This is a genomic window from Bradyrhizobium altum, from assembly GCF_020889705.1.
GTDB classification, from domain to species: domain Bacteria; phylum Pseudomonadota; class Alphaproteobacteria; order Rhizobiales; family Xanthobacteraceae; genus Bradyrhizobium; species Bradyrhizobium altum.
Genome location: NZ_JACMYP010000259.1, coordinates 1 through 12272, shown reverse-complemented (window position 1 = coordinate 12272; position 12272 = coordinate 1). Strand labels below are relative to the sequence as shown.

8 protein-coding genes and 1 pseudogene are annotated in these 12272 nt (G+C 65.4%); 5 read left to right on the top strand and 4 right to left on the bottom strand.

Annotated elements, in window-relative coordinates; translation table 11 throughout:
* Positions 1 to 833, top strand: an 833-nt coding sequence (locus H8B02_RS38565) for a polysaccharide deacetylase family protein (RefSeq protein WP_229170972.1), incomplete at its 5' end; no start/stop codon positions are given.
* A 187-nt stretch (positions 834 to 1020) separates the two neighbouring features.
* The gene (locus tag H8B02_RS38560) at positions 1021 to 1578 is read left to right on the top strand and encodes a dihydrofolate reductase family protein (RefSeq protein WP_229170971.1); all 558 of its coding nucleotides are present in this window, start codon (positions 1021 to 1023) and stop codon (positions 1576 to 1578) included.
* A 124-nt stretch (positions 1579 to 1702) separates the two neighbouring features.
* Here the strand turns inward: H8B02_RS38560 and H8B02_RS38555 are convergent, their stop codons facing one another.
* Together H8B02_RS38555 and H8B02_RS38550 are read right to left on the bottom strand one after the other, a co-directional pair.
* On the bottom strand, positions 1703 to 2155 hold the full coding sequence (locus H8B02_RS38555) for a DoxX family protein (protein ID WP_050401433.1): 453 nt from the start codon (positions 2153 to 2155) through the stop codon (positions 1703 to 1705).
* A gap of 178 nt (positions 2156 to 2333) precedes the next feature.
* Entirely contained in the window at positions 2334 to 4643 is a 2310-nt protein-coding gene (locus tag H8B02_RS38550; RefSeq protein ID WP_229170970.1) for an NADP-dependent malic enzyme, read from the bottom strand.
* A gap of 222 nt (positions 4644 to 4865) precedes the next feature.
* Between H8B02_RS38550 and H8B02_RS38545 the strand changes: the two genes are divergently transcribed.
* Positions 4866 to 6863, top strand: coding sequence for an aq_1923 C-terminal domain (locus H8B02_RS38545; RefSeq protein WP_229170969.1), 1998 nt, complete (start codon positions 4866 to 4868; stop codon positions 6861 to 6863).
* A 137-nt stretch (positions 6864 to 7000) separates the two neighbouring features.
* Here H8B02_RS38545 and aspS read toward each other — a convergent pair whose 3' ends face one another.
* Entirely contained in the window at positions 7001 to 8776 is a 1776-nt protein-coding gene (gene aspS / locus H8B02_RS38540) for an aspartate--tRNA ligase (RefSeq protein WP_229170968.1), read from the bottom strand.
* Between the two features lie 208 nt (positions 8777 to 8984).
* On the opposite strand from aspS, the gene H8B02_RS38535 reads away from it, so the two are divergent.
* A complete protein-coding gene (locus tag H8B02_RS38535; protein WP_229170967.1) occupies positions 8985 to 10457 on the top strand; it encodes a protein adenylyltransferase SelO in 1473 nt (490 codons plus the stop codon).
* Between the two features lie 100 nt (positions 10458 to 10557).
* Here H8B02_RS38535 and H8B02_RS38530 read toward each other — a convergent pair.
* A pseudogene (locus H8B02_RS38530) lies at positions 10558 to 11544 on the bottom strand (zinc-dependent alcohol dehydrogenase family protein); the annotation flags it as partial.
* A 119-nt stretch (positions 11545 to 11663) separates the two neighbouring features.
* On the opposite strand from H8B02_RS38530, the gene H8B02_RS38525 reads away from it, so the two are divergent.
* The coding region (locus tag H8B02_RS38525; protein ID WP_229170973.1) for a LysR family transcriptional regulator at positions 11664 to 12272 on the top strand (609 nt) is incomplete at its 3' end.

Genomic DNA, 12272 nt, shown 5'->3' with positions numbered 1-12272 from the left:
CGGCTGCTCAAGTGCCGCCAAAGCAACCGCCGCAGCCGGCGCGCGCCGCCTGCAACAATCCGAACGCGCTCGGCGTCGCCCGCACCGTCGAGATCGACACCACAGGCGGTCCCGGATTCGGCTTCGAGCATTTCAAGCAGCTCGACTTCCTGCGCGATCATGAAGTGGTGCTGACCTTCGACGACGGTCCGTGGCCGGCCAACACGCCGGCGGTGCTGAAGGCGCTCGCGGACGAATGCACCACGGGGATCTTCTTCCCGATCGGCAAGCACGCCACCTATCACCCCGAAATCCTGCGCCAGGTCTATGCCGCCGGCCACACCGTCGGCTCGCACACCTGGTCGCACGAGAATCTGAACAACAAGAAGCTGACCGAGGATCAGAAGAAGGACGAGATCGAGCGCGGCCTCGCCGCGGTCAAGTGGGCGCTCGAGACGTCACCCTCGCCGTTCTTCCGCTTCCCGGCACTGCAGCATCCGCCGGAGATGGTCACCTATCTCGGCAACCGCAACATCGCGATCTTCTCCTGCGATCTCGACTCCTTCGACTTCAAGTCGAAGAACTCGCAACAGGTGATCGACACCGTGATGAAGAAGCTCGCCAAGCTCGGCAAGGGCATCATCCTGATGCACGACTTCCAGAAGCACACCGCGGAAGCCCTGCCGACGCTGCTGACGCAGCTCAAGGCCGGCGGCTACAAGGTGGTCGCGATGCGCGCCAAATTCCCCGCGACCGTGCTGCCGCAATACGAGCAGGAGCTCGCCAAGGACGTCAAGCTGCCGACCGTGAGCTCGCGGCCGGTGAACAGCGTCGTCACCACCGTCGATCAGTAAACGCGGCGGCGATCGCTTCTAGAGCGTTTTCGAGCGAAGTGGACACCGGTTCGCGTGAAGAAAACGCGTCAAAACAAGAATCTAGAGCTTCGGTTCTGATTCAATCAGAACCGAAAATGCTCTAGAGCGTTTTCGAGCGAAGTGGGTACCGGTTCGCGTCAAGAAAACGCGTCAGAAAAAGACTCCTATGCCAGCGTTGCGTATTGAGGGCTTTGTCATCGTCTCGGCCGACGGCCGGCTGGCGAACGCGCACAACGTGATGCCCGACGATCTCAAGGTCGAGGGCGACAAGCGGTTCTTCACCGCAGCCCTCGACCGCGCCGATCTCGTCGTGCATGGCCGCCACTCCCAGGAAGAACAGCCGAACGCACCGAAACGGCGCCGCCTGATTCTGACCGGCAAGGTCGCGGCCATCGCACCCGACCCGGACAATCCGAAGGCGCTGTTGTGGAATCCCGCCGGCTGCCCGTTCGAGGCGGCGAGCCGCGAGGCCGGCGTGACCTCGGGCATGGTCGCGATCATCGGCGGCCCCGGCGTGTTCGGCATGTTCATGGACCGCTACGACACATTCTGGCTCTCGGTCGCACCCAGGGTGCGCATCCCCGGCGGCGAGCCGTGCTTTCCCGGCGTCCCTGCCCGCACCCCGCAGCAGGTGCTGTCAGCGCACGGCCTGCACGCCGGCGCGCCGCAGCTGATCGACGCCGCGCAGGATGTCAGCGTCACGCCGTGGCGGCGGGTGGGTTGAAGATTGATCGTCGTTCGGAGACGGGTTAGCCGAAGGCGTAACCCGCCGGCTCCTCTTGCCCCATGCGAAAATCGGCGGATTACGCTTCGCTAATCCGCCCTACGCAGCGACGGAGTCGTCGTATCTACACATCCCCATACGCCGGGTCGTCGCGGCGCGGGCCGCGGCCGTAGCCGGCGATGATGAACAGCGCGCCGATCAGCGACAGGTTCTTCAGCGCGTCGATCAGGGTCTTGGCGTTGTCGGGCGCCGGCTGATTCCAGAAATCATGGAAATAGAAGGTCGTGAAGCACACGAAGATGATCAGCAGGATCGCGAAGAACCTTGCCAGCACGTTCACCGCGATCATCAGCCCTGCGATGATCTCGAAGCCGCCGATCGTGATCGCCAGCAGTTGCATGAATGGCATGCCGACGAAGGTTTCGATCTGCTGCGTATAGGGCGCGACGATGGCCGGGATCGTCACCTTGGCCGTGAGCAGATCCGCCGTCGCCTGGATGCCGAACAGCTTGCTCGCCCCCGAATAGAGGAACAGCACGGCGAACAGAATGCGCCCGAAGGTGATGAACGCTGGCATGGGTCGGCCTCACTGGATGGCAGAAATCGGACGAAGCAGGCGGAGCGAGTATGGCCGCCCCGCCTGCTTCGATCAAATCGAATCCGTCTCGAGCATGATCCGAAAAAGTGCCTAGCGGTTTTCCCCCGCGACAAACGCCGTGCGCTTGCGCGGAGATCATGCTGAAAACAACTCTTGCTCAGCCGAACAGCGTCGGCTGCGCGCGGCCGGCGCGCTCCTGGGCCTCGACCGCTGCAACCGCGGTCATGTTGAGGATGCCGCGCGCCGTCACGCCGGGGGTGAGGATGTGCGCCGGACGCGCCGGACCGATCAGGATCGGCCCCACCGGCAACGCGTTGGCCAGCGACTTGATCATCTGGTAGGCGATGTTGGCGGCATCGAGGTTCGGCATGATCAGGATATTGGCCTCGCCTTCCAGCCGCGACTGCGGCAGGACGAGCTTGCGCGCAACCGCCGACAGCGCGGTGTCGCCCTGCATTTCGCCGTCGGCCTCGATTTCCGGATGCTTGTCCTTCAAGAGCTGGGTGGCCCGCCGCATCTTGCGCGAGGAGTCCGTATCATAGCTGCCGAAGTCGGAATGTGACACGAAGGCGACCTTCGGCTTGAAGGCGAAGCGCTGGACGTGGATCGCCGCAAGCGACGCGACTTCCGCCAGTTCCTCCGCGCTCGGGTTCGGCCGCACCTGGGTGTCGGCGAGGAAATGGGCGCCGGTGGACGTGATCATCAGCGCCAGCGCGGCATAGTCGCTGACCCCCGGCAGGAAGCCGATGATCTCGCGGACATGGCGCAGATGGCTCATGTAGCGGCCCTCGACGCCGCACAGCATCGCGTCGGCCTCGCCGCGCGACACGGCCAGCGCCGCAATCACCGTATTGTTGGTGCGGACCACCGTCCGCGCGGCCTCCGGCGTCACGCCGCGACGCCCGGCGACGTCGATGTAGGACTGCACGTAGGAACGGTAGCGCGGATCGTCCTCGGGATTGACCAGGTCGAAATCGCGGCCGGCCCTGATCGACAGGCCGAAGCGCTTGATCCTGGTCTCGACCACGGAGGGACGGCCGACCAGGATCGGCCGTGCCAGCTTTTCCTCGAGCACCACCTGGGTCGCGCGCAGCACGCGCTCGTCCTCGCCCTCGGCGTAGATCACGCGCACCGGCTGGGTCTTCGCCTTGGCAAACACCGGCTTCATGGTGAGGCCGGAGCGGAACGCGAAGCGTTCGAGGCTCGCGGCATATTCGTCGAAATTGGTGATCGGCCGGGTCGCGACGCCGGACTCGATCGCGGCCTTGGCCACGGCCGGTGCGATGCGCAGGATCAGCCGCGGATCGAACGGGCTCGGGATCAGCGAGCCAGGTCCGAACCCCTGCGTCTCGCCGGTGTCGAAACCATGGGCCACCGCATCCGACGGCGGATCGCGCGCGAGCTGCGCGATCGCATCGACCGCGGCATGCTTCATCGCCTCGTTGATCGCGGTGGCGCCGACGTCGAGCGCGCCGCGGAAGATGAAGGGGAAGCACAGCACGTTGTTGACCTGGTTCGGATAGTCCGACCGGCCGGTGCAGATCATCGCGTCGGGACGCGCCGCGCGCGCCTCTTCCGGCATGATCTCCGGCACCGGATTGGCAAGCGCCATCACCAGCGGCTTGTCGGCCATCTGCTTGACCATTTCAGGTTTCAGCACGCCCGGCGCCGACAGCCCGATGAAGATGTCCGCGCCCGGAACGACGTCGGCGAGCACGCGCGCATCGGTCTTCTGGGTGTAGACCGCCTTCCAGCGGTCCATCGTGGTGTTGCGGCCCTCATAGACCACACCGTCGATGTCGCAGACGAAGATGTTCTTGCGCTGCGCCCCCATCGAGACCAGGAGATTGAGCGTCGCGATCGCGGCAGCGCCCGCGCCTGAGCAGACGATCTTCACGTCGGACAGTTGCTTGCCGTTCAGCAGCAGCCCGTTGACGATCGCGGCCGCAACGATGATGGCGGTGCCATGCTGATCGTCGTGGAACACCGGGATCTTCATGCGCTCCTTGAGCTGCGTCTCGATCTCGAAGCACTCCGGCCCGCGGATGTCCTCCAGATTGATGCCGCCGAAGGTCGGCTCCAGCGCCGCGACGGTCTCCACCACGCGCTCGATCGTATTGGCGTTGATCTCGATGTCGAACACGTCGATGCCGGCGAATTTCTTGAACAGCACCGCCTTGCCTTCCATGACGGGCTTGGAGGCCAACGGGCCGATATTGCCGAGCCCGAGCACCGCCGTGCCGTTCGAGACCACGGCCACCAGATTGGCGCGGGCGGTCAGCGTCGCCGCCTCGGCCGGGTTCTTGGCGATCTCGGTGCAGGCGGCGGCCACGCCCGGCGAATAGGCCAGCGCCAGGTCGCGCTGGTTGGCAAGCGGCTTGATCGCCTGGATCTCGAGCTTGCCCGGCCGCGGCAGCCGGTGATAGGCGAGCGCGGCATTATGGAGTTCTTCAGACGATGACGACATGCGTGCTTCCCGCGTTTCCGGCCCAAATTTCTTGTTTCTGTGCTAATCCAGGCAAAAGTCAGTTGTCCGGCAAATCGAGCCGGATGTGAAGCATGTCCCGCCGCTTGGATGCAACATCGGATACTATCCCCGTCAACAGGCCCGGGCGGGCCCGTTCATCGATGCTGCACCTTCCGACCGCCGATTGGCAATTTTTTTCCTTGATGATCCGGAGTTGACCGAATGAAGAAAATTCTGCTCGGCCTGGTCGCCGTCGCAGTCGTCGCGGCCGGCGGCTACTTCGGTTTCGACTTCTATGCCCAGCGCCGGGCCACGCGCGACGTCGAAGCCGCCTTCGAGCAGGTCCGTGCCGCCGGCGCCAAGGCGAGCCACGGCAAGATCGTGTTCGACACCAAGAGCCGCACCCTGACGATCTCGGACATCGCCACCGAGTCGGGGACGCAATCCCCGGTCAACGTCAGGATTGCCAGCCTCACCATGAGAGGCCTCGGTCAAACCGACGCGGGCCGGATCTCCGCTGACAATATCGCATTCAATGATGTCGAGATCGGCGCGACGGGGCCGACGCCGACCATCGCCACCCTGACCTACAAGGCGCCGCGGATCACGGTGAAGGACTATTCCGGTCCGGCCGGCCTGCCCCAGCTTCCGGCCTCGTCGTCGATCTTCGAGCTGTACCGGTTCGCATTCACCCAGCTCGCGAGCATCAACGCATCGTCGGTGACCGCGCCCAGCTTGACTGGAACGATGACCTTCAGCGCCGCCGCACATGTCGGCGACGGCGCCGGCGGCGAATTCGCCTATTCGGGCCTTGCCATCGAAAACATGAAGAACGGCAAGATCGGCACCAACAAGATCGACAAGGTCGCGTTCACGATCAACTCGCAGGCGGCGGGCAAGGCGATCAAGACGACCGGCGATCTTGCGAATATGGTCGCGACCGATATCGACGTCGGCGCGATGGCGGCGATATTCGATCCCGCCAAGGCCAACGACGACCGCGAGTACCGGGTTCAGGGGCACGTTTCCGCCGGCCCCTACGTGATCACCACCACGACCACGCCTCCCCTCAACATGCGGATCGACGGGATGACCATCGACGACGTCAGGGTCAACCCGTCAAAGATGCAACTGCCGGCGCTGCTGGCCATGGTCCCGCCACCGGGCAGTCCACCGCCGTCTCCGGCCCAGGCGCGCGAAGTGCTGGAGAAAGTCGCCGGCCTCTATTCGGGTGCCAGCATCGGAAATGCCGACCTGCATGGGCTCTCGGTTGAGACTCCGAAAGGCCCGCTCAAGCTTGCCTCGATACGGTTCAACTTCGAACACGGCAAGATCGGCGAGCTTGCGGTCGAGGGACTTGACGGCAATGCCCCGAACGGTCCCTTCAAGGTCGGACGCTTCGCGCTGAAGTCGCTCGATGTCGCCAGTTTCATCCGGCTCTCGGCGCAGTTCGCCGCGCAGAAGCCGTCGCCTGAACAGGCGCTCACGCTGTTCCCGCTGATCGAGGGGGTCGAGATCAAGGGTGTCACGTCGCCCTACAAGGCCACCGGCAAGCCGGTCAACGTCGACGTCTTCAGCCTCGACTGGGGCCAGTTCGTCGGAACGATCCCGAGCAAACTGCGGCTGGTCGCGAAGATGGCGGCACCGCTGGATGCGACCGATCCGCGGCAACAGGCACTCGTCGCCGCCGGGATCGACCGGATGGCCGTCGATGCCGATCTCGGCGCGGTCTGGACCGAGGCGTCACGCTCGTTCGCGCTCGAGCCGGTCAAGCTCGACATGGCGGGCCTGTTGAATGCGTCGGCGAAGGTCTCGCTCGCCAACGTGCCGCGCGAGGCATTCTCGACCAGCGCCGCCGAATCCCTGGGCGCGGCCGCGCAGATCGAGGCCGGCACGATCGAACTTGCCGTCCACGACCTCGGCGTCATCGATCTCGCCATCGCCCAATACGCGCGCACCCAGAATGTCAGCCGCGACGAGGCGCGCAACGCTGTCCTCAGCACCATCAAGGCGCAGGGCGAAGCGGTCAGCGGCGGCAGTGCCGATGTCACGGCGCTTGTGACCGCAATCAGCCAGTTCATCGAGACGCCGGGACAGACGCTCGTCATCAAGCTGACCCCACGCGCGAAAGCGCCGGCGCTTCAGCTGATGCAGCTGCTCAAGACCGATCCACAGTCGGCGCTGGCGCAATTCCGGATCGAGGCCTCGACGGGGTTGTGATTCTCCCTCCCGCAGCCCGGATGGAGCGAAGCGCAATCCGGGAACAGTGTCGCCATCGGAGGGACTGCCCCGGATTTCGCTTCGCTCCATGCGGGCTACGCACTCGACAAGAGCGGAGCTAGGTAATCTCTCCGCCCTCAGCCCTTCGCCGGCAGGTTGGTCCTGATATGCAGCTCCTTGAGCTGCTTCGGCGAGGCTTCCGACGGCGCGCCCATCAACAGGTCCATGGCCTGCTGATTCATCGGGAACAGCGATATCTCGCGCAGATTGTTGGTGCCGCACAGCAGCATCACGATGCGGTCGAGGCCGGCCGCCATGCCGCCGTGCGGGGGTGCGCCGTACTGGAACGCACGGTACATGCCGCCGAAGCGGTCGATGACCTCCTGCTCGCCATAGCCTGCGATCTCGAACGCCTTCACCATCGCTTCCGGCTTGTGGTTGCGGATGCCGCCGGAGGCGATCTCGTAGCCGTTGCAGGCGATGTCGTACTGGAACGCCTTGATCGTCAGCGGATCCTGCGACTTCAGCGCGTCGAGACCGCCCTGCGGCATCGAGAACGGGTTGTGCGAGAAGTCGACCTTCTTGTTCTCCTCGTCATACTCGTACATCGGGAAGTCGACGATCCAGGCGAGCTCGAACCGGTCCTTGTCGATCAGGTTCAATTCCTCGCCGAGCTTGGTGCGCGCGAGACCTGCGAACTTCCAGAACTTCTCGGGATCGCCGGCGACGAAGAACGCGGCATCGCCCTCCTTCAGGCCGAGCTGGTCGCGGATCGCAGCGGTCCGTTCGGGGCCGATGTTGTTCGCAAGCGGACCGGCGCCCTCGCCGCCCTCGCGCCACATGATGTAGCCGAGGCCCGGCTGTCCCTCGCCCTGCGCCCACGAGTTCATGCGGTCGCAGAAGGCGCGCGAGCCGCCACCGGTGCCGGGGATCGCCCAGACCTGGTTCTTCGAGTCTTCCAGCATCCGCGCGAACACCTTGAAGCCGGAGCCGCGGAAATGCTCGGAGACTTCCTGCATCACGATCTTGTTGCGCAGGTCGGGCTTGTCGGAGCCGTATTTGCGCACCGCTTCCGCGAACGGAATTCGCGGCCAGTTCTTCGTCACCGGCTTTCCCTTGGCAAAATCTTCAAAGATGCCGGTGATCACGGGCTCCATCGCCGCGAACACGTCATCCTGGGTGACAAAGCTCATCTCGACGTCGAGCTGGTAGAACTCGCCCGGCAGGCGGTCGGCGCGGGGGTCCTCGTCGCGGAAGCACGGCGCGATCTGGAAGTAGCGGTCGAAGCCCGACATCATCAGCAGCTGCTTGTACTGCTGCGGCGCCTGCGGCAGCGCGTAGAACTTGCCGGGATGGATCCGCGACGGCACCAGGAAGTCGCGCGCGCCTTCCGGCGACGACGCCGTCAGGATCGGGGTCTGGAATTCGAAGAAGCCCTGCTCCTTCATCCGCTTGCGCATGGAATCGACCACCGCGCCGCGGGTCATGATGTTCTGGTGCAGCTTCTCGCGACGCAGGTCGAGGAAGCGGTACTTCAGCCTGATGTCCTCGGGATATTCCTGCTCGCCGAACACCGGCAGCGGCAGCTCGGCCGCCGGGCCAAGCACCTCGATCTCCTTGATGTAGATTTCGATCAGGCCGGTCGGCAGTTCGGGATTGTCAGTGCCGGCGGGACGGCGGCGCACCTTGCCGTCGATCCGGACCACCCACTCGGAGCGAAACTTCTCGACCTCGGCGAACGCCGGCGAGTCCGGATCGGCCACGCATTGGGTAATGCCGTAATGGTCGCGCAGATCGACGAACAGCACGCCGCCATGGTCTCGGACACGGTGGACCCAGCCTGACAGCCGGGCCGTCTGGTCGATATCGCTCTCTCGGAGCGCGCCGCATGTGTGTGACCGGTAGCGATGCATATTCGTTCCAAAACTGATGTCGGAGGGGCGAATCGCAACAGGGCCAAAAATGCCCTGTCCGAAGTTGCGGAGGGTTTACCCGACGAGGCCGGGTGCGGCAACCAAAGGAACGGCCGGTTTTGCCCCGAAACCGCAGATTTTACGCCGATCCGGCGCCAAGTGGGCGCCGATCGTTTGCCTATTCGGCCCGCAGGCCTATCTTCCCGATATGACCATCCATTTCCCGTTCCAGAACACCTATTCGGCGCTGCCGGCGAACTTTTTCGCCCGCGTCGCGCCGACCCCGGTGGCTTCCCCCCGGCTGATCAAGCTGAACCGGCCGCTCGCGGTCCAGCTCGGGCTGGATCCGGACCTGCTCTCGACACCGGAGGGCGCCGAAATCCTCGCCGGCAAGCGGCTGCCTGACGGGGCGGACCCGATCGCGATGGCCTATGCCGGCCACCAGTTCGGGCACTTTGTTCCCCAGCTCGGCGACGGCCGCGCCATCCTGCTCGGCGAGGTCATCGACAAGGATGGCGTCCGCCGCGACATCCAGCTCAAGGGCAGTGGCCCCACTCCGTTCTCCCGCCGCGGCGACGGCCGCGCCGCGCTCGGTCCGGTGCTGCGCGAATACATCGTCAGCGAGGCGATGTTCGCGCTCGGCATCCCGACCACCCGTTCGCTCGCCGCCGTCGTCACCGGTGAGCCCGTGATGCGCGAGACCGTGCTGCCGGGCGCGGTGCTGACCCGCGTCGCCGCGAGCCACATCCGCGTCGGCACCTTCCAGTTCTTCGCCGCCCGCGGCGACACCGACGGCGTGCGTGCGCTGGCCGACCATGTCATCGCGAGGCACTATCCCGAGCTGAAGGATGCCGCCCAGCCCTATCACGCGCTGCTCGCCGGCGTCGTGGCGCGGCAGGCCGCGCTGGTCGCGCGCTGGCTGCTGGTCGGCTTCATCCACGGCGTGATGAACACCGACAACAGCTCGATCTCGGGCGAGACCATCGACTATGGCCCCTGCGCCTTCCTCGACGCCTACAACCCGGCGCAGGTGTTCTCCTCGATCGACGAGATGGGCCGCTACGCCTATGCCAACCAGCCACGCATCGCGCTGTGGAATCTGACCCGGCTCGCCGAGTGCCTGCTGCCGCTGTTCGACAGCGAGCAGGAGAAGGCCATCGAACAGGCGCAAGTGATCCTCGGCGAATTCCCGCAAGAATTCACCGCGGCCTATCAGGCCGGCCTGCGCGCCAAGGTCGGCCTGTTCACCGCACGCGACGGTGACGAGGCGCTGATCCAGGATCTGCTCGACGCGATGGCCAGGAACGCGGCCGACTTCACGCTGACCTTCCGCCATCTCGGCGAGGCAGCGAGCGGCGACGCCGCCGACGCCCGCGCGCAGTTCACCGATCCCGCAGCGTTCGACGAATGGGCACCCCGTTGGCGCGCGCGCTTCGCGCTGGAGCCGCAGACGCCGGCCGAGCGCAAGGCCGCGATGGGTGCCGTCAATCCGGCCTTCATCCCGCGCAATCACCGGATCGAGGCGGTGATTGCGGCGGCCGTCACCAACGACGACTACGCGCCGTTCGAGGAGCTGCTGACGGTGCTGGCAAAGCCGTTCGAGGACCAGCCGCAATATGCGGCCTACGCCGATCCTCCGCTGCCTGAGCAGATGGTGACGCAGACCTTCTGCGGGACGTGACTCCAGACTTGTAGGATGGGTAGAGCGCAGCGAAACCCATCAATCTCGCCAGCGGAACCGATGATGGGTTTCGCTTCGCTCTACCCATCCTACTCTCACACACCGTCACCACGATCTTCCCGAACTGCACGTTCGACTCCAGATACCGGTGCGCCGCGACGATCTCCTCGAAGGCAAACGTCCGCGCGATGATCGGCGCCAGCGCGCCGTCGGCAAGCCCATCGAGGATGAACGCCTTCGCCGCGTTGAGCCGCGCCGGATCCTGGACAATCTCGTGCACCCGGTAGCCGCGCAGGATCAGGCTCTTGCTCAGCACGGTGAACAGCGGAAACGGCGTCGGCGCCTCGCTGAGCCCGCCATACTCGATCAGGATGCCGCCATGCGCCATCGCGGATGTCAGCGGCATGAAGACGGGGCCGCCGACCGGGTCGAGCACCACGCGAACGCCGTTCGGCCCTGCGATCTGCTCCAGCCTTGATTGCAGGTCTTCCTCCGCGGACGCGACCACATGCGCAGCACCGGCATCCCGCAGTGCCTGCGCCTTGGCTGACGTGCGCGTCACCGCGATCGGAATCGCACCGATGCGATTGGCGATCTGGATCGCAGCGAGCCCGACGCTGCTCGATGCTGCCGTGATGACGACGAACTCCGCGCGGGCAAGCTTCGCAATATCGATCAGGGCGCCGTACGCCGTGAGGTATTGCATCCACACCGCGGCGGCCGCCTCGAACCCCAGCGCCGGCGGATGCTTGACGACCAGCGCGGCCGGGAACGTTGCGAGCTCGCCATAGGCCGGCCAGCGCGCCATCGAGATCGGCGGCACGATGCTGACGGCATCCCCAAGCGCGAAGCCGCCGACCCCTTCGCCGATCGCTTCGACAAGCCCGGCGGCCTCGAGGCCGAGGCCCGACGGCAGCGTCGGCGTCTCGATATAGGTCCCCGTGCGCATCAGGGCCTCGGCGCGGTTCAGTCCGAGCGCCTTGATCCGGATCCGGATCTCGCCGCGCGCCGGCGGCGCGATCGCAACATCCTCGATGCGCAGCACCTCGGGACCACCATGTTGATGAAAACGAACCACGCGAGCCATCGGCAACACTCCAAAGCAGTTGAATTGCAAAACAGTTCAATTGAATGAGCTATGCCAAGGCCAGTTCTGCGGATAAATCATCCCGCAGACTGAACAGTCAAAACTGAGGGTTTCGAATGATGGACCGCCTGACCAGCATGGCCGTGTTTCTCAGGGCGGTCGATCTCGGCTCCTTCGCGGCCGCCGCCGAGGCGCTCGAGATGTCCGGCCCGATGGTCGGCAAGCATGTCCGCTTCCTCGAGGAGCGGCTCAGCGTCCGCCTGATCCATCGCACCACGCGGCGTCAGAGCCTGACCGAGTTCGGCCAGGCCTATTACGAGCGCTGCCGCGCGGTGCTCGCCGAAGCAGAAGCCGCCGACGCGCTCGCTTCCGATCAACTGTCCGAACCGCGCGGACGGCTCAAGGTGACGATGCCGGCGCTGTTGGGCCGGCACTGCGTCGCGCCGCTGCTGCTCAGACTGGCGCAGAAATATCCTGCCCTGGAGCTCGATCTCTCGTTCGGCGATCCGGTCGCTGATCTGATGGACGGCGGCTACGATTTTGCAATCAGGACCGGCGATCTCGACGAGCAATCCGGCGTGATCGCGCGGCGCCTCGCGCGCCAGCGCATGGTGGTGTGCGGCTCGCGCGCGTATCTGAAGGCGCACGGCAAGCCGCGCACGCTCGATGAGCTCGGCCAGCACCAGGCGCTCGTCTATCGCCGCCTCGGACGCGCGCGTCCGTGGCTG